This is a genomic window from Enterococcus mundtii (assembly GCF_013394305.1).
GTDB classification, from domain to species: Bacteria; Bacillota; Bacilli; order Lactobacillales; family Enterococcaceae; genus Enterococcus_B; species Enterococcus_B pernyi.
Window position 1 is genome coordinate 493,084 of record NZ_AP019810.1, and the last position, 19,928, is coordinate 513,011.

General features: G+C 41.0%; 15 protein-coding genes. 1 reads left to right on the forward strand and 14 read right to left on the reverse strand.

The annotated features are described in order from the left end of the window. Nucleotides 1-308: 308 nt before the first annotated feature. From HZ311_RS02340 to chvE, 14 genes are all read right to left on the reverse strand, one after another. On the reverse strand, nt 309-1,316 hold the full coding sequence (locus HZ311_RS02340) for a DUF916 and DUF3324 domain-containing protein (RefSeq protein ID WP_023519948.1): 1,008 nt from the start codon (nt 1,314-1,316) through the stop codon (nt 309-311). A gap of 127 nt (nt 1,317-1,443) precedes the next feature. Further along, entirely contained in the window at nt 1,444-2,019 is a 576-nt protein-coding gene (locus tag HZ311_RS02345; RefSeq protein WP_010735043.1) for a hypothetical protein, read from the reverse strand. Between the two features lie 23 nt (nt 2,020-2,042). After that, entirely contained in the window at nt 2,043-2,603 is a 561-nt protein-coding gene (locus HZ311_RS02350) for a WxL domain-containing protein (RefSeq protein ID WP_010735042.1), read from the reverse strand. Further along, on the reverse strand, nt 2,600-2,905 hold the full coding sequence (locus tag HZ311_RS02355) for an LPXTG cell wall anchor domain-containing protein (RefSeq protein WP_010735041.1): 306 nt from the start codon (nt 2,903-2,905) through the stop codon (nt 2,600-2,602). Before HZ311_RS02355 ends, HZ311_RS02350 begins: the two co-directional genes overlap by 4 nt. Nucleotides 2,906-2,917: 12 nt before the next feature. After that, nucleotides 2,918-5,797, reverse strand: a complete 2,880-nt coding sequence (locus tag HZ311_RS02360; RefSeq protein WP_137072571.1) for a lectin-like domain-containing protein — start codon at nt 5,795-5,797, stop codon at nt 2,918-2,920. A gap of 552 nt (nt 5,798-6,349) precedes the next feature. Next, nucleotides 6,350-8,725: a phosphoketolase family protein gene (locus HZ311_RS02365; RefSeq protein ID WP_023519950.1), complete on the reverse strand. Its 2,376-nt coding sequence runs from the start codon at nt 8,723-8,725 to the stop codon at nt 6,350-6,352. A 263-nt stretch (nt 8,726-8,988) separates the two neighbouring features. After that, entirely contained in the window at nt 8,989-10,413 is a 1,425-nt protein-coding gene (gene araA / locus HZ311_RS02370) for an L-arabinose isomerase (protein ID WP_023519951.1), read from the reverse strand. A gap of 13 nt (nt 10,414-10,426) precedes the next feature. Next, nucleotides 10,427-11,131: an L-ribulose-5-phosphate 4-epimerase gene (locus tag HZ311_RS02375; RefSeq protein WP_023519952.1), complete on the reverse strand. Its 705-nt coding sequence runs from the start codon at nt 11,129-11,131 to the stop codon at nt 10,427-10,429. Then, nucleotides 11,125-12,750 (reverse strand): xylulokinase, encoded by a 1,626-nt coding sequence (locus tag HZ311_RS02380; protein ID WP_051377621.1) that lies wholly within the window; start codon nt 12,748-12,750, stop codon nt 11,125-11,127. Before HZ311_RS02380 ends, HZ311_RS02375 begins: the two co-directional genes overlap by 7 nt. Nucleotides 12,751-13,012: 262 nt before the next feature. Then, entirely contained in the window at nt 13,013-14,101 is a 1,089-nt protein-coding gene (locus HZ311_RS02385; RefSeq protein WP_023519954.1) for a GntR family transcriptional regulator, read from the reverse strand. Nucleotides 14,102-14,277: 176 nt separating this feature from the next. Then, nucleotides 14,278-14,601, reverse strand: coding sequence for a PTS sugar transporter subunit IIB (locus HZ311_RS02390; RefSeq protein ID WP_010735034.1), 324 nt, complete (start codon nt 14,599-14,601; stop codon nt 14,278-14,280). Nucleotides 14,602-14,613: 12 nt separating this feature from the next. Beyond that, complete coding sequence (gene mmsB, locus HZ311_RS02395; protein WP_023519955.1) at nt 14,614-15,816, reverse strand: multiple monosaccharide ABC transporter permease; 1,203 nt, start codon at nt 15,814-15,816, stop codon at nt 14,614-14,616. Beyond that, complete coding sequence (gene mmsA / locus HZ311_RS02400; protein ID WP_010735032.1) at nt 15,816-17,348, reverse strand: multiple monosaccharide ABC transporter ATP-binding protein; 1,533 nt, start codon at nt 17,346-17,348, stop codon at nt 15,816-15,818. The genes mmsB and mmsA overlap by 1 nt, the downstream gene beginning before the upstream one ends. Nucleotides 17,349-17,642: 294 nt before the next feature. After that, nucleotides 17,643-18,686 (reverse strand): multiple monosaccharide ABC transporter substrate-binding protein, encoded by a 1,044-nt coding sequence (gene chvE, locus HZ311_RS02405; RefSeq protein ID WP_226075794.1) that lies wholly within the window; start codon nt 18,684-18,686, stop codon nt 17,643-17,645. A 274-nt stretch (nt 18,687-18,960) separates the two neighbouring features. Here chvE and HZ311_RS02410 point away from each other — a divergent pair, with 274 nt between their 5' ends. After that, nucleotides 18,961-19,926 (forward strand): ABC transporter substrate-binding protein, encoded by a 966-nt coding sequence (locus HZ311_RS02410; protein ID WP_023519957.1) that lies wholly within the window; start codon nt 18,961-18,963, stop codon nt 19,924-19,926. Nucleotides 19,927-19,928 lie beyond the last annotated feature (2 nt).

Sequence of the window (19,928 nt, forward strand, 5' to 3'; positions counted from 1 at the left end):
AAGTTTTTATTTTGGTTTCCTTTAAGTATTGCCGTGCTAGCATTTTTTTATTTCTTTAAATTAACTAAGCGCACTTTCCTGGTGTTCCTAGCTGCATGTCCAGTGATTTATTTTATCACTAAAATCATGGCGTATTACTTTTACGATTCTCTGAGGGTGTTTGTATATTACGAAATCGGCCTTCTAATATCTGTGATTTTTTTCATCAGTGTGCTTTATTATTTCTATAAAAAACGCTAACTGACAGAAAGAGATTGTGATCCCTATGCTAAGACTCGTGTTAACATAAGGATCACAACCCCTTTTGGTTACTCTTCTTTTTTCTTCTTACGTATGAATAGAAAATAAATGATCAATAGAAGGATGATCCCAAGTAAGACACCCACAACTACATAGACCCAAGTTGGGATTGACTGCTGATTCACTTTAGAGATTGCTACCTTATTCACTTCTTTCGCATCACTCTCACTGATTGAAAAATCGCGATCGAATACCCATTCGTTGTCTTTTGCATCTGAGATTGTCAAATGTAAGGAATAATCTCCCGCTTCCAGTCGTTCATTGTCCCAATCGATTGCAAATCGATACGTTGACAAGGGCGCCATTTGCATCTCTTTATCATAAGATACTTCTTTTATGACTTCCCCTGTGGCATCTTTCACCTCAGCTGCATATTTCAAATGACCGATCGCATCCATCGTTGGATTCTTCAAAGTTGCTACCACACTTGTTTTCCCAAATGAAATGGCTGGTTCGACGCCTTCTAATTCCACCTTTCTTTGCACTTCATTCGTATTATTCGTTAATTTCAATCCTAAGACATAGCCATAATTGTTAACGATTTGGCCCTCTTGTTCCGCTTGACCTATTTTCATGACATGGATGGCTGCCAAGATTTGTCCATCAAATTCTTTTTCCGGCATTGTGAGGTCAACGCTAACTTCTTGTGACTTCCCACCAGCTAAAGTGATGCTTTCTGGGACTTTCGCAATGTTGTTGATTTGAAATTCCTCCGGTATATCTGATTCATCAGTTGGTTGCGTGTAATCAATAAATCCTTGATCATTCGTATAGGCTTGGTTTACTGCAACCTGATAAGTTGACTCTTCATTCGATGTATTTTCTATCAGGAACTTGATCGTTTGTTTTTGACCAGGTTCTAGTTGTAAATCAAAATAAGTTAATTTTTTATCGGCTTGATTTTCTGGAATAATTGCTTTGATATGAAAGCCCACTTCACTCTCAGTCTCTGCCTCGGTGACTAAGGGGAAGCAAAAAGCAAACATGAAACAAATGATTAAAATTATTTTCCGCATCACTACACCTCATTTATCGATTCATTTGGTTTTTCCCAGAGATTTGATCATGAACAAAAACCTATAGAAAGAATTGAAGCAATCGCTGAATGCGATTGCTCCAATCTTCTCAATTTGGACACAGCCATTAAGAAGCATCTGCCGTATTGTACAATTGATAATTGATCGTACCGTTCAAGACATTATTTACTTGTAAGACATTGCTCGGATCGGTAAAACCAATTGCGATCGATGTTACCGGAGTGGTGATTTGACCGGTATTATTTCCGGCATCTGGTGTAGTCGCTGATCGAGCGACAATCCCAGTTGCGCCTGTACCAACTAATTGTGCGCCATTGATTTGGAATGAATTCACATCAAATGTGGCTGGTGCAGCTGCTCGTGTCAATTGATTATTCGCAACAGTTGCTCTCACAGACCATGCTTGAGCGATACTATCATTTGAAACAACGATATTTCCTGGTGTACCGATCGTTCCAGTACTAAGTGAATACGTGCCATTTTCGATTTCCGTCTCAAACGCATAAGTCGCTGGAACGGCATCGAGTCTTAAATCTCCTGAAGTAGCATCGGTGATCGTTACAGTCGTTGGTGTACTTCCAGTTTGTCCTGGTACCTCTGCTGCGAATGCTGCTACTCCACCTATATTTACTAAAATCAACCCTGCGAATACTGCACTTAATGTTTTTGTTTTGTGGTTCATTTTTATTCCTCCTTGATTTTCAATTAATCTACATCGGCAACCACATTTACGAGGTTGACCGTCTGTATCGCTTTATAGGTACCACTTGGACTATTAGCAGGAACACTCAACTTAATACTTTCTTTCGGGATGATCAATCGAAAGTTTTGTTTCGTTCCTTGACTGACTTTGACGAGTTCTTGCGTTTCACCATGACTGATATTTTCTATATCATTGACTTGATAGACACTGTTTTTTTCTGTCGTCAACTGTCCATCTTTCATAGAAAGTTTTGCTGTATATTCCTGCTGATTTTTAAAAGCAGATAATGAATAATCGAGTTTCCACCCGTTTGTTCCAGAACGATTGTCAACCACTTCGATCACTAGATCTTGCTTTGCTGGTACTTCAATGTCCGTCTCAGGGACTGGGTAGCGATCAAAAGTTGGGGGTATTACTTTCTTTAAATAAATAGCAGGTTCGATGATTTGGACATTCACTGCTGATTTTTTCTCTTCACCAACAGAAGACGCTCGAATCTTTGAAGGAGAAACAAACATCAGGGGCAAGATAAATAGTAGCAACCATTTGATTTTAGGCTTCATCGCTTCTGCCTCCTTGATCGATACATCAGTCCGACAAATCCAATCAGCAATGTACCGAGAAATGCAGACGTTCCATACAACAAACTACCTGTTTGCGGAAGCATCCCTTCCGCTTGCGGTTTGGTCGTTCCACTTTCACCCTTATCTATGGGACTCACTTCGTCTTTTTCATATAATTCAAACTGGATTTCTTGCTGATCGGAAGCAATCACCTCGTCGGCAAACGTAGGAGCGACTCGCACAAAGCCAGTGAACAAAACAACACTAAGCAGGAACAAAAGATTCATAGTTATTCTCTTCATCTCATCGCCTCCTTATTCGATCGTAGCCGTGTTATATAGCTTCCAATTGGCTGTTGCTCGTCCACTATAATCACCTACAGGCAACAGTTTTGAGCTATTTAACAATACACCCGCATTTTCACTCATATTCAGCGTATAAACATAACCAGTCGGGGTCACACTCGCAGAATCAAACACTTTGATTGGTGAATTACCCAGATTTTGAACCGCACTCGTAGGACTTGTTTTCCAGACGAAAGAAAAAGGTGCGTTCGTTCCACTCGTGATCGAAAGTCCAACTGACCAATTTCTTGTTGTTCGTGGATCTCTCGAATCCCATACCTTTAATTCTAAGCTATTGCCCGCATCACGATCCAAGATCCCTTTACTTTGACGAACCTTTCGATTCGTCCATTTGAATGTACTTGGTGCCTGCTCAAGTCTTAATTCTCCAGTGTAGTTTACCGTCAGATTCAATGACGCTGCCGGTTCTTCAGGTTTCGTCATTTTTCCGGAGGAGTAGACTTCAATGACAAATTTATTCTCACCATAATCAAAATATTTTGTTGGGATCACTAACTGTGTATTTGCGTTAAAATTTGTCGCCCCTGTTGTCGTGACATCAGAGAATGGAACATCAGTGAGATAATTCGTTCCTTTTCTCACTTTGAAACTCAATCGATCGCCGATATCTAAATCTTTCCAATAAAATGTTCTTTTGTACCCAGGATCGCGATTCGCAGAGATATCCAACGTCTCACTAAAATTGGTCACCGTATTGACATTTTCCCATGACAAAGCAGTAAATTGATCCGTTTTTCGAACCCAATAATACACGGTATCGCCATAGTAGATGATGTTTGTTGTATCATTTGGTGTCGTTCCCACTGGATTTGCCAAGACTGAACTTCCGTAACTAGTTAGTGCATCCGCTGACAATGTTCTTGTTGGTGCTGAATAACTCAGTGTCGCTGAATCTCCTGGATTGAGATTGATCGCGTTATTGGCTATTGTCGTGACCACTGTGATCACGCCAGTCGTTGTATTATTTGTCACGACTGTTGCTAAATTTGCTGGGGCAATCGTTGACGTCACCCCTGCAGCAGTCGTTTTCGTGATCGTCGGTGTGACTGTCGCATTTGTTGCCAAATTGACTGCTTTCGCATCAAGTACCGTCGTCCACCTCGTAGTATTCAAGGCTGCTTCACCTGTATTTACCTTGATCGTTGATTGGATCTTAGCTGGCTGCTCACTCATCAAATATTTACTTTTACTTGTATCTGTACTTGGAACAGTCACAGATGTATTGGCGTTGTCCAATACATTACTCGTCACTGTCGCGCCTATCGGTATCGGCGGCTGAGTAAAAGCAAAACGAACTTGTCCTGATACGCTACCGTTGGCCGCTGTAAATCCCCAGTAGGCTCGATTGTTGTTGGTCGCTAATTGTAATTCCGAGTTCAAATCCCCCCAAGGTATCGTTGTGTCAGCAGTTTTTGCTCCATTGACAGGATTTCTAAATGAATACGTAAAGTTCCGTGTGTTGCTATTAAAGCTATAATTGAACTCGTACCATGTTCCATCTTGGACATTGGTACTGACAGCTCCATTAAGTGGGATCAAGCTGTTGTGTTTGATCCGTCCGGGATTGGCGAGGGTCAAAGTGAACCACTCATTTGCTCCTAAATCACCATTCACTGCATTGATTGGTTGATACGTTCGGCTTAGGTTACCCGGAAAGGTATACGCCATATGTGGCGTACTTCCAGCAGGAATCTGTGCGTCATAGCGTGCTCTACCAGTTACTGCTTCATTGGCAAATAAATCAAATTCAACCGCAAATGAATTACGAATAGCTGTCGTTTCTGGCGTTCTCTGAGCCAATAACTCATAGTAGCCGCCAGTCGCTCCGTAGACACCCAAGTTTTGACCGTCGACACCTACCGCTCGTGAGTTCGTAATGGCCGTTGTTTTTCTTGCATCGTTATGCATGACAAACGCCACGCCATCTGCTTGTTGTGTGCCAAAATTGACGTAGACACGTTGCGAAAAGGATTTTGTGAAATCCAAGCGATACGCGTCATTTGACCAAATCGACGTCCAGTTATTACTCCCCGAAAGAGAGATTTGTGAAAATGGTTTTCCGCCATTGTCATTTGTATTCGTGACATTTGAAACGACAGCCCCACCATTTGGTGCGGCAAAAGCGCCACTGATAGGGATAGCTCCCGGCGGTACGTATTGAGAACCTGTACCTGTTGCAAAAGCTTGGATTGCTCGTGCCTGGGGTGGTTGATAGTCAGAAGACGTCGAGCTTTGCTCTTCCGCTACTTTCGCTTCACTGGTTGCTTGCTGTGTCTCAGTTGTTTCCTGATTTTCTCCAGTTTCGCTATTTTCTTCAATGGTACCGCTCGTTACTTCGGTTGGTTGACTCCCTGAAGTACCTGACTGATCATTATTTTCTGGTTCAACAAGTGGAAGAATTTCTCCTTCAGGTGGTGTCAGATCCGTCAGTGTTCCATTTGCGGACTTGTACTTGACAAATAATCGAACAGGTTCAGTTGGTTTGGTAAAATGTAGGGTAGAAAATTGTTCTTCTGTCAACACCTGATTCTCAGTAATGGATTGATCATCTATCATAAGTGGGATTTTTTCACCCTTAGAATCAATCAAATTTACGGAAAATTGTAACGCTTCAGATGAATTTTTTTCTAGTTTAAAACGCACCCCTTTATTCGTGTCTTCGAGTGATAACGCCACTTCTCCATTATCGACCAACACATTTTTTGACTGCCTTTGATTGACATCAGCAAAAACAGAAGAGCAAACGCCTCCAATAAAGAACACCACAATAATAATGAACGTTATAAAAAACGGTCGCGTATTGGTTTGAATTCCATTCCTTATCCCCACAAACTTTACCTCCTTTGTCCAAACTATCGCAATTTGAATATAGAAGACTTTTAAAAAGTCGTTACTTTTATCATTTTTTCAAATAGCCTTTGAGATCAGGTCCATTTCTACTAGATTTCACTAGAAAATGAAAATTTATCAAAGACTATTATGTAAAAACAACGGAGAAACTAAGCGAGTTACCCAAAATAAAAAAATAAAACTATGTATAATCTAACTATTCTCTTACGATATCTCTCATCAAAAAAATAATAACATACTTTATTTTTTAAATGAATTTTTATGCTTATAACATTATGTATTTAGAGAACGATAACTATAATAAAACACTTCAATACCAATAGTTGGAAACGCAATCACAAAACATTAATATTTATGAACAAACAATGAATACGATGCTCATTGTATGCACGACTCGCTTTTTTAATCAACTAATAGGTTGCTTTGATTTTCCCCACACTAAAATTCTGCAAAGCAACTAAATTTACGATTGCTAAAAAAACACTAGTAAAGGCAGATAGATCCGCGTTTTACTAGTGTCATTCTTAGTTATTATTCCTTCACCCGAGCTAACTCCGTCCATTTCCAGTTTTCCACTACTGGCAGATCATGACCTTCTTTCCGAATATACTCTCGATGTGCTTTCAATTGTTGCGTCATTTCCTCAGAAAAAGCTGTTGCTTCTTCACCGTACACAGTTACCGCTGCATGTTGCGCTAAGTGGAAACGATCCAACTCACTAAAGACACGCATATCAAACGGTGTAGTGATATCGCCATTTTCTCGATAACCATGAACCATCAATTGGTGATTGTGCCGTAAGAAGAAAATATCCCGGATCATGCCTTCATAGCCATGGAAAGCAAACAGAATTGGTTTGTCTTTCGTAAAGAACGTGTCAAACACTTCATCACTTAGTCCTCTCCGATCAACGGATGGGTGTCTTAACTTCAAGATATCCACCACGTTGATAAAGCGGATTTTTAGTTGTGGAAATGCTTGATTCAATAGCGAGACTGCCGCAAGTGCTTCAAGGTTTGGTTCTGTGCCTGCTGCTGCGACCACTAGATCTGGCTCTTCATTCGCAGAAACCGTACTAGCCCACTCGATGATTTTCAACCCCTCATTGGCTAGTTCTTCTGCTTCTGTTGCAGAATAAAATTGCGGACGTGGATGTTTACTGGAAATAATCAAGTTGATGACTTGCTCTTCTTGCAACGCACGATCCATCACAGCCATCAAACTATTCGCATCTGCAGGCAAGTATTCGCGAATAAACTCTGCTTTCTTCTCTGCTAGATGGGTCAACACACCAGGATCTTGGTGGGTATACCCATTGTGATCTTGTTGAAAAACAGTCGATGTGGCAATCAAGTTCAATGAAGGATAGTTTTTCCGCCAAGGCTGATCACTAGCTTTACGCATCCACTTGAAGTGTTGCGTCAACATCGAGTCAACCACACGTAAAAAAGATTCGTAACTAGCAAAGAACCCGTGTCGCCCTGTCAAAACATACCCTTCTAAAAATCCTTCTGCTTGATGTTCCGACAGTTGTCCATCAATGACCCTTCCTACAGAAGACTGCCACTCATCTGAAGCATCTTTAGGTTCCAACCATTGTCGATCTGTCACTTCAAAGACTTTATTCAAGCGATTGGATTTTGTTTCATCCGGGCCAAAGATCCGAAAATTGGTTGGGTTCTTCGTGATTACATCTCTGGCTTGTTCTCCAAAGACCATCATATCTTGCGCAACAACAGCTCCTGGTGTTGCAGTATCCACGGCATAGTTTTTCCAATCAGGCATAACTAACGGTTTGGGATCGATTCCGCCATTTGTGATTGGATTTGTCGACATCCGACGATTGCCTTTCGGTGAAAGATCTTTGATTTCTTGTTTGATTCTTCCTTGTTCATCAAACAGCTCTTCCGGACGATAAGATTGTAACCAATCAATCAAATGATCGACGTGTTCCATATGCTCAGAATCGACTGGAATCGGTACTTGATGCGCACGAAACGTTCCTTCCACTTGTTCATTTTCCCACGTCTTTGGTCCTGTCCAGCCTTTTGGCGTCCGAAAAATAATGACGGGCCATCTTGGCATCGTGGCTGATTCCGCAGGTGCTTGTCTTGCTTCGTTTTGGATTTCTTTGATTTCTTCGATCACTGTATCTAGCGTTAAAGCCAGGATGTGATGAACAACCTCTGGATCTGTTCCCTCAACAAAATATGGTTTCCAACCCATTCCTTCGAAATACTTTCGAAGATCCTCATCACTCTTGCGGGCAAGGATGGTTGGATTAGAAATTTTTCCGCCATTCAAATTCAAAATTGGTAACACCGCACCGTCATTGACCGGATTGATAAAGACATTTGAAAACCAACCGCCAGCTAATGGACCTGTTTCTGCTTCGCCATCGCCTACAACTGTCGCCGCGATCACATCCGGATGATCAAGGATCGCACCTGTCGCATGGGCAAGTGAATAGCCAAGTTCTCCACCTTCATGGATCGATCCTGGTGTTTCCGGCGCAGCATGGGATGCAATCCCGCCAGGATAAGAAAACACCCGACATAAATGTGCCAATCCGGCTTCATCTTCTGTAAATTCAGGATAGATCTCACTGTAACTGCCATCAATATAAGAATTGGATACCATCACTTGTCCACCATGACCAGGGCCCTCTATGTAAAACATATCCAAATCGTATTTATTGATGACACGATTTAAATGTGCATACACAAAATTTTGTCCAGCAATCGTTCCCCAATGCCCAATAGGATGTGTCTTTACATCGTCTTTAGTTAATGGACGGCGTAATAATGGATTATCTTTTAAATACATTTGAGCAACAGAAATATAATTTGCAGCCCGCCACCAAGCATCTAATTGTTCGAATTCTATTTGTTTGTCTACGTTTGTCATATCGAACACCCCTTTAATCATTGCTAGTCCTACGAAAGAACAAAAAATGAGTCTGGCCTTTACCAGAGTGTCCAGACTCATCTTCGTCGCTTCTTTCGACTGCTCGTATGTGCTATCCCTTAATCAGCTGATAACATTACGGTATTTATTTAACTTTAACTTGAATCTCTAAGAAATGACATCATAACGCTCTACTTCTTTGAAAAAGAGTGTTTGACGTAAGTTTTTCTAAAGTCCCAAAGTTCTTCAATTGATCATTTCACTTATTTGATGACGATATCTTCTAAATCAACCAAGCGCGCCCATGTTTGGATCTGATCAGTAGTAAGGTGCAATGACACAACGGTATGGTGTCCGCCACCTGTGCGGATCCAAGCACCTACTCCCTCATGGAAATTCGGTTTGACTTTCCAAAGTACGCGTGCCACTGGTAAATGTGGGGCTTCTTCTGTTGGTTCGAAGGCTTCCACTTCATTGATCAGCAATTTATAATGCGTGCCAAAATCTGCCATGGAAACCACGACACCATCGCCTGCTTTACCGTCAAACACCAAACGAGCCGGATCTTCTCGATCACCCATCGATAATGGCGAAACAACGATTTTTGGTCGATTGACTGCCAATGTCGGATCTACTTCCATCATGTGAGATTGTAAAATTGCTTCTTTTCCTGGCGTCAATTCATACGTGTAATCTTCCATAAAACCTGTGTCTTTGTTTTGTGCCATGATTTTTAACATCCGATCCAAAGCAGCTGTTTTCCAATCCCCCTCACCGGCAAATCCGTAGCCTTCTGCCATTAACCGTTGGACTGCCAAGCCAGGTAATTGTTGCATACCGTAAAGATCTTCAAAGTTTGTTGTGAAAGCATTATAATTGCCCGCTTCCAAGAAACGTCTGATCCCGATTTCTTGTTTTGCTTGTACTTTGACATGTGCTTCCCAAGTGTCATGGTCATAATCTGCATAATCAAAATCATAAAGTTGTTTATATTCTTCAAATAATGACGCTACCTCTTCATCAGTGACTTCATCGATCACTTTGACTAAATCGCCGATCCCATAATAGTCGACCACCCAGCCAAACTGGATCTGTGCTTCTACTTTGTCTCCTTCGGTCACAGCCACATTACGCATATTGTCTCCAAACCGAGCAACCTTGATCGAGAAGCTTTCATTATAAGCCACAGCCACGTGCATCCAGTCTGAGATCTGACGTTGCACATCTTCGGATTGCCAATGACCTACCACGATTTCATTTTTCTTATTGAGTCGTGCATTGATAAAACCATATTCCCGATCCCCGTGGGCTGCTTGGTTCAAGTTCATAAAGTCCATGTCGATCGTTTCCCAAGGAATACTCTCATTAAATTGCGTAGCTAAATGCAACAAAGGCTTTTGTAATAACTGCGTGCCACGAATCCACATTTTTGCTGGGGAGAAAGTATGCATCCAAGTGATCACACCTGCTACTCGCTCCTGGTAATTCGCTTCTTTCATGATCGAGGTGATCGTATCAGCAGTTACTGCTAGTTCTTTTAGTACGATCGGATAAGGCAACGTTTGTTGATCATTTAGTGCCGTAACGATCGTCTCTGCATTCTTTTTGACCTGCGCTAACGCTTCTTCCCCGTATAGATGTTGTGAACCTACGACGAACCAAAATTCTTTTTTACTGATTGCTAACATGATTGTAACTCCTCTATTTTTTATTTTTTTGGCCATAATACGCATCTTTACCATGCTTGCGTAAATAATGTTTATCTAATATTCGTTGGGGCAATGGTTCAGAAAAACTATTCAATTGGCGAGTAAATAAGTTCATTTTCGCCACTTCATCCAGTACAACGGCATTCATCACCGCTTGGGAAGCATCTTTCCCCCAAGTAAATGGTCCATGGCCATGTAACAACACTCCTGGAATTGCTATGATATCAATATTTCTATTTTGGAATGTCTCAATGATCACATTGCCGGTTTCATGTTCATAACCAGCATCGATTTCTTCTTGTGATAAAAATCTTGCACAAGGAACGCTCCCATAAAAAGTATCTGCATGAGTCGTACCCATGGCGGGTAGATCGATACCCGCTTGTGCCCAGATCGTTGCCCACGTCGAATGCGTATGACAAATCCCACCAATTTCCGGGAAATGTTTGTAGAGAACCGCATGTGTCGGTGTATCGGAAGATGGATTTAGTTCACCTTCGATGACTTGATTATTCAAATCAACAACGACCATATCTGCTGCTTTCATTTCCTCATAACTCACGCCGCTAGGCTTGATGACAAAATAACCCGTTTCCCGATCAAATGCACTCACATTCCCCCATGTGTATTTGATCAGTCCTTGTTTTGGTAAAGCTAAATTCGCTTGATAAACAGATTCTTTCAGACTTTCTAACATTCTCTCACTCCTTCTTCCATTGATACGATCGCGGATGCTTCGATAGGCAATCCTTTTTCATACAGCTCAATAAATTTTTCGTAACCTTTTAAATCTGCCTCTTTAGGCTCGATCGTCAGACCTTCACTAGTTGAAAATACCTCTTTTGCTAAAAATTCTTCCAAAGTCATGCCGTCTGCCGATCGGAGATAAGCAGCTAATAAGGCAATCCCCCAAGCGCCTCCTTCTCCGGCTGTTTCCATGACTGTGACAGGTGCTTCCATTGCTGAAGCTAAAATCGTTTGAGCAACTTTCGGCGTTTTAAAGATCCCGCCATGTGCGACTAAACGATCGATCGTGACTTGTTCGGATTTAAGAATCTCCATCCCTAGACGCATCGCCCCAAAAGCACTTGAAAGGTGCATCCGCATAAAATTCGCTAAATCAAACTTACTATCCGACTGTCGCACGAATAATGGTCTTCCTTGTTCCATTTTTGTGATGTTTTCTCCTGAGTGGTACCCGTAGCTGAGTAATCCTCCACAGTCACTCTCTCCTTGTAGCGCTTTCAAAAATAAGGTTTCATAAATCTGCTGTGTATCGATCGTCACGCCAAGACTCTCACTGAACTCTTTGAAAATCTTGACCCATGCGTTGATTTCTGATGAGCAATTGTTTGTATGCACCATTGCAACAGGGCTTCCGTCAGGTGTTGTTACTTGGTCGATTTCTGGATGGATATTTACTAACTCTTTATCCAATACGATCATTGCAAAAGCCGATGTCCCAGCTGAAACATTCCCTGTGCGTAGCCCCACACTGTTCGTTGCGACCATGCCGGTGCCGGCATCCCCTTCTGGTGGGCAAACAGGAATCCCTGCAGATAAGTTACCGGATAGATCTAAGAGCTTGGCTCCCTTTTCAGTCAGCGTCCCTGCAACCTCACCAGCTAAACGAATTTCTGGAAGAAGCGTTTCTAAAGGTTGCATAAAACCTTCTGCTTGTGCCAATTGATCAAAAATAGCAATCTTTTGTGCATCATATCCCTTCGTTTGACGATCAATCGGAAACATTCCTGAAGCATCTCCAACTCCTAATACTTTTTGTCCGGTCAACTGCCAATGGATATACCCAGCTAATGTTGTAAAGTAACTAAGATCTTTTAGATGTGTTTCTTTATTTAAAATTGCTTGATATAGATGGGCAATGCTCCAACGCTGTGGAATCGTATAATGAAAGGCTTTGCTCAATTTTTCTTCTGCCTCTGCGGTAATGGCATTGCGCCACGTGCGAAAAGGAACAAGCAATTCATCGTGCTGATCAAATGCTAAATAACCGTGCATCATTGCGCTAAAGCCGATCGCTCCTATCGTAGTCAGTGTCGTATCATACTCTTCAGAAACCACATCGACTAATTGCTGATAACTCGATTGTAACCCCTTCCAAATCTCGTCAAGTGAATAGGTCCAAATACCGTTTTCTAACTGGTTTTCCCAATCGTAACTTCCAGCTGCAATCGGCTCATAGTGTTGATCGATCAGCACTGCTTTGATTCTCGTCGAACCTAGCTCAATACCTAGTGCTGTTTGTCCTGTGCGAATCGCTTCTATTCGTTTCAGCCTAGTTTCTTTCGCTTCGATGTCAAACGCCCCCTTAGTTTCTCTTTATGATAGTTACAGTATAAAACCTTTTGTACGTACATGTCAATACAAACATAGTTATTTGTTCGTACATAAATCCTTTTTCTTTTTCCTGATAAATTCACATTTATCATATAAAAAAGGCAAAGAGAGTAATTTCCTCCTCTTTACCTTTTTAAGAGCAAATAATCTTGCTAGACATTGACTAATGTTCATTAAATAAATTTTTATCGTATTTGGTACACTTATCGTTTTCCCTCAGCTACTCGCCATTCTTTGTTGCACTTACTGAATCTCTGATCACCAAACTAGGTTCATAGACGATATTTTCTCCTTGATTGCCCGTTTGGATCGTGTGAATGATCCATTCTGCTGCATCTTTCCCCATCCGCTCTTTTGGATGAGTTAAAGTGGTCAGTTTCACTGCGCCCATCTGACTCAACGAGGAATCATCATTTCCGATGATCGACAATTGCTGCGGTACTTGATAACCCTTTGCGATCACCTCATCAAGCAACTGGCTAGCAACTTGATCGTTGTAACAGATGATGCCGGTGCTTGCCGATTCCTTTAGCTGTAAGAGGACTTTTTCACCTAGTTTCCCACGTGAATCAGTCGTGTAGGTAATGATATCTTCCGGCGAAAATTGGATACCGTAGGCTTCGCACGCTTGAATAAATCCTTTCATCCGATATTTCCCTTGTAAATCATCGATTTTCGTGATGAACAGTAATCGCTGATGTCCTTGCTGGATCAAATACTCCGTCCCTTTAAAGCCAACTTTTACATCGTCGACACAAATCGAGGCGACCGCTAATTCTTCATAGACAGCATTGATCATGACCATCGGGATCCCTTGTTCTCTCAATCTGACATAGAGCGCAAGGTTCGGATTGTATTCATTACTTTTTGTCGGCTCTACGATTAAGCCATCTACACCAAACTGCAACATTTTTTCCAAGCAGTTTTTTTCTTGTTGATGATCATTATTCGTACTGGCTAGTAAGAGGGAATAGCCTTGTTCACTCAACGCTTTTTCAATTCCTCGGATGATCGAGGGGAATATATAATCCGATAAATACGTCGTGATGACTCCAATCGTTTTTTGGTTTTTTCTACTTTGTGATGTTTTCTTATACGTGTCATCGACATATGTTCCAGAGCCTTTCTCTTTACGCAGATATCCTTCATTGACTAACAGTCCAATCGCTTGTCTTACCGTATGACGGCTGACTTGATAGTCTTTTTGTAATTGGAGTTCAGGTGGTATCGGTTCATTTAGTTTGAAAATTTGGTCAATGATCTTATCCTTTATCTCATCTGCGATCATTTGATATTTTGTTTTATCCATGGTTACTTTGCCAATCCTTTCACTCCGACGTAAGTTGTCCGAACAATTATTTGATATCATTGTAGCACAACTTGTTTTGGAAAGGCTTGTTAACACGAAAAAATATTTACGAGTTTCTTTTTATTAGCGCTTTGTAAGGAACAACTGCTTTTTTTCAGCTTTTAGTTCAAGTGATTTCAAAAGAATTGTAAGATATCTGCTAAGACAGATTCTCCATCAAATGATTCGTAATCCTCTTTACGAATCAATTTGTAAGGAACAGCTTTCACCGTCAGAAAATCTTTTAATCGTTCCACTTCATATTCTGATTGTGGACCGATCATCAGTCCGTCAATCTGCTGGTTTTGGATCGCCTGCTCTGCCACGATTGCTGGTGCAGAGTATACATGTAGAGGTACACCTTTTTCATTTGCTGCATTTTGGATATTTTTTACTAGCAGACCTGAAGTGATCCCAGCGGTGCAAATCAATAATATCCGTTTTTCCTCTGTCGTTTCCATCCGTTCACCACCTTAAGAAATTTTGCGTTTTTTATTGTAAATATCCAATACGACAGCAAGCAACAAAATCAAGCCTTTGATCGCTTGTTGCCAGTCTACTCCAACACCCATGATCGACATCCCATTGTTCAGCACGCCCATGACTAAGCCACCGACGATTGCTCCAGTGATCGTTCCAATCCCTCCAGAAGTGGAAGCTCCTCCGAAGTAGACAGAAGCCATCGCATCCAATTCAAGCGAAGTCCCTGCCTGTGGGGTAGCAGCATTTAAACGTGCGGCTAAGATCAGTCCTGCTAAAGCAGCCATGACGCCCATATTCACAAATACCCAAAAAGTGATTTTCTTCGTCTTGATCCCAGATAATTGAGCAGCTTTCAAATTACCACCTGTGGCATAAATTTGTCGTCCCGCAACTGTCCGATTGGTCAAAAATCCATATATCCCAACAATCACACCTAAAATGATCAATATTACTGGAAATCCTTGGTAGGAAGCAAAGATATAACTTAATCCTAAGACAAGAACGATCGTCAATGCCGCTTTGATCAAGAATGCGTTCATTGATGGTACTTCAAATAAATTTTCTTTTCTTCGCGCTCTCGCACGCCATTGAGCAAATACTAAACTAACAGCTAACACGACACCTAAAATCAACGTCAATAAGTGCATTCCAGGAACACCAAAGATATCTGGTAAATACCCCGTCGAGATTTTTTGGAAACCTCCAGGGAAAGGCGCTAAAGATTGCCCTCCTAAGACAACCTGTGTCAAACCACGAAACATCAATAGACCGGCAAGTGTCACGATGAACGCCGGAATCCCTACATAAGCGACCCAAAAGCCTTGCCATGCGCCGATCACTCCACCGACTAATAAACATAAAGGAACGGCGAGCCATGGACTGATGTTGTTGTTGACCATCAACATACCGGCCATCGCTCCAACAAATGCCATGACTGAACCTACCGATAGATCCACGTAGCCTAAAAGCACGACCAACAACATTCCCGCAGCCAAAATCAAAATATGGCTGTTTTGCAACACGATATTCGTTATATTCAGCGGTCTTAAAAAGATCCCGCCGGTCATTAGTTGAAAAGCAATCAATAAAGCAACCAAAATAATGACCATACTATATTTACTAAAGATATCTAATATCTTTTCTTTTACATTCCAAGCTTTTTTTTCCTGACTTTTTTTTGTGACATTTTCCATCAGCCCACTGCCTCCTCTTCTTTTGTCATCAGGTTCATCAATAACTCCTGATTTGCCTCTTCTCTAAGCACTTCTCCCGTCATTTTCCCTTCATTCATGGTATAGATCCGATCACACATACCGATGATCTCAGGTAGTTCAGAAGAAATGATACAGACACATTTTCCTAAGGCAGCCATTTCTTCGATAATCGTGTAGATTTCATACTTTGCCCCGACATCGATACCACGAGTCGGTTCGTCCAGAAATAAAATTTCCGGTTCTGTCATCAACCACTTAGCTAAAACGACTTTTTGTTGATTCCCACCACTTAAACTACCAACGTTTTGGAACACATTAGTGGCTTTGGTCCTCATTTTTTTCCGGAAGTTTTCTGCTTCGATCACTTCTTTTTCTTGATCTAAAATACCACTTCGACTAATTTTTTTGAGACTAGCAATCGTCGTATTTTCTCTGATGTCCATCAAAAGATTCAAGCCAACAGACTTACGATCTTCGGACACATACGCCAACCCATGATCAATTGCTTGAGAAACATCTTTGATCACTAATTCTTTTCCATCTTTAAAAATCTTACCGCTGAGATTGCTTCCATATGATCGACCAAAAATACTCATGGCAAATTCAGTTCGTCCTGCCCCCATCAATCCGGCGATACCAACAATTTCTCCTCGTCGAATCGAAAAATCGATATGATCATTGATGATTCGGTCGGTGGTCAATGGATGATGGACCGTCCAATCCTTGACTTCAAAATAAACCTCGCCGATATCAGGATGACGATCAGGATAACGATTCGTTAAATCACGACCAACCATCCCCTTAATGATCCGTTCTTCACTGATTGCTGTATTTTCTAACGTTTCAATTGTTTGGCCATCTCGTAAGATCGTGATTCTGTCCGCCACCGCAACGATTTCATTCAATTTATGCGAAATGATGATCGAAGTGATCCCTTGATTGCGAAACTCCTTGATCAAGGCTAAAAGATTGGCACTTTCTTCTTCATTCAGTGCTGCTGTCGGTTCATCTAATATGAGTAATCGAACATTTTTAGAAAAAGCCTTCGCAATTTCCACCAACTGTTGATGCCCGACACCGATTTGTGAAACTAAGGTATTTGGATCGATTTTCAAGCCCACTGTTTTTAGTAGATTTTCTGTTTTTCGTTCCGTCAAGTTCCAGTCGATCACGCCATGTTTTGTTTGTTCGTTCCCTAAAAAAATGTTTTCTTTGATGGATAGATAAGGACTCAAGGCTAATTCTTGGTGGATGATCACGATCCCTTTCGCTTCACTATCTCTAAGATTTTTGAATTGGCATACCTCACCGTCATACATGATTTCGCCTGAATAACTGCCATAAGGATACAAACCGCTCAACACATTCATCAACGTGGATTTTCCTGCACCATTCTCGCCACAAAGGGCGTGGATCTCTCCACGTTTGATGCGGAGATTGACATTGTTCAACGCACGAACACCAGAGAATTCTTTGATGATTTCTTTCATTTCTAAAATATAATCTGCCATTTTTTCACTTCCTAATCGAGGGTGTGATAGTAGCGCTCAACTTCGAAAAATAAGCGCGAAAACTGAAAATTGTTCTTCAAATTTTGAGATCTCACGCTTGTTTTTGAAGGAGCTACTACTGAAACACTATTTATTGAGGTTGTGCCAGAAGCATTTTGAACTTAGCAATAAGAGAGAAAATTGAAAAATAGTTGGTTATATTTCCCGTTTTTTTGCTTAATATTGAAGGTCAGCTTCTAAACACCGTTTATTCGGTTCTAAGGAGTACAAGAGGACAAATGTTCCAAAGCCCTCTTATTGGCCTAAATCACTTTCGCTGTAATACTCAGTATCGATCAGCTCTTGTTTATAATTTTCTTTATCTACAGAAACTGGGTTAGCTAGATAAGTCGGAATGACTTTCACACCGTTATCGTAGGTTTCCTCATCATTGACCGGCACTTCTTTATCATTGTTGATTGCTTCGATCATCTCTACCGTATTATCAGCTAGCACCCGTGTATCTTTAAAGATCGTTTGTGTTTGCTCTCCTGCAATGATGGATTTCACTCCAGCAATCGTTGCATCCTGTCCTGTGATAACTGGAAGTGGTTTGTCGGCTGAGCCATACCCTACTCCTTTTAAGGAAGAAATGATCCCTAAACTAATTGGATCGTAAGGAGAAAGAACTGCATCTAGTTGATCATCTGTATAGTTAGCACTTAATAAGTTATCCATACGTGCTTGTGCAGTTGAGCCATCCCAACGAAGCGTCGCGATTTGATTGAATTTCGTTTGACCTGATGAGACGTTCAATTGTTTGCTGTCGATATAAGGTTGAAGAATCGACATCACACCATTGTAATTGATCAATGCGTTGTTATCGTCAGGCGAACCGCCAAATAATTCGATCGTAAATGGGCCAGCACCATCTTTTAAGTCTAATTTATCTTCGATATAAGAAGCTTGTAAAACACCTACACCAAAATTATCAAATGTTGCATAATAATCGACATATTCAGAGTTCATCAATAAACGGTCATACGCAATGACTTTGATATCCGCCTGATGTGCTTTTTCTAAGACATCTGTCAATGCTGAACCGTCAATCGAAGCAATGACCAACGTATCCACTCCCTTTGTGATCATATTTTCGATTTGCGCCACTTGGTTTTCTACTTTGTCTTCTCCATATTGCAAATCCGTTTTGTAGCCTTTTTCTTCTAGTTGCTTGACCATATTGTCGCCATCTGCGATCCAACGCTCTGCAGATTTTGTTGGCATCGAAATACCTACGAACCCTTTTTCATCTCCGGCTGCACTGCCATTGCTACAACCAGCAAATACTGTCACTGACATTAATAAAAAAACAATTGCTACCAACCAATTTTTCCCAACTCGTTTCATGTGTGTCCCTCCAAATACTTATTTGATGAATTTATCATAGTTGAAATATAAAACGCTTTCATTGATTATTTTTCTGTGTTTCTATAAATTCCCTCGCAAATTTATGTAAACTTTTGATTTTTCTTCATTTTCTTTTGACGATTCTTGATTTTCTTACGAAATTGACAAACATGCTAATATGAAATTTGAAAACGCTATATGATATAGATAAAAGGGGAGATTCATTATGAAGAACAAAAGTTTTTTTATCCTGGCAGCTTTTTGCCTGTTGTTGACTGGGTGTGCTTTCAACTCTACTGAGCCTACAAAAAATGAGTTGACTATTGGTTTTTCTCAAGCTGGCACTGAAAGTAATTGGCGCAAAGTTCAAAATCAGTCCATCAAAGAAGCACTGGAAAAACAAAATTTCCAAGTCCTTCACCGAAATAGTTACTCTGATCCAAAACAACAGATACAAGATGTGATGACATTTATTGCCTATCAAGTCGATATGATCGTGTTATCTCCTATCGAAGAAACTGGCTGGGATTCTGTTTTGGAAGAAGCCAAAGAAGCGAATATCCCAGTCATCATCGTTGATCGTAACATCACAACGGAAAAACAAGATCTCTATTTGACCCATATTGGTTCAAGTTTCAAAGCACAAGGTAGTCGAGCTGGCCTCTACGTCACCAATCATTACCAGCAAAAAACACAAGAATCGATCCAAGTATTTGAGATACGTGGTTCAGAAAACACATCTCCCACTCGCTTACGATCAGACGGCTTTTTAGAAACTATCGGTCGCGACCCAAGAATCCATGTCAGGCAAGTGATCACCGGAGACTATATTCGCTTAAAAGCCAAAGAACAATTTTCAAAAGCCATTGATGAGGGAAAACTTCAGGGAATCGATGTCATTTATTCTCACAATGATGAAATGACACTAGGTGCCTTAGATGCGATCAAGGAAAAAAAGCTCGAAAAGAATTTTGTGATTGTCAGCATTGATGCACAAAAAGAGATGATTGATCAATTAAAAAAAGGAAAGGTCAACTGTGTGGTAGAATGCAATCCTTTTATGGGTGAACTAGTAGCCAATACAGTCAAACGCTACTTCGAAAAGAAAGCGATTCCACAAGACATCTACGTTTCTGATACGGTGTTCTCAGATCAAAATGATTTTTCAACGATCCCACCGCGGGGATATTAGGA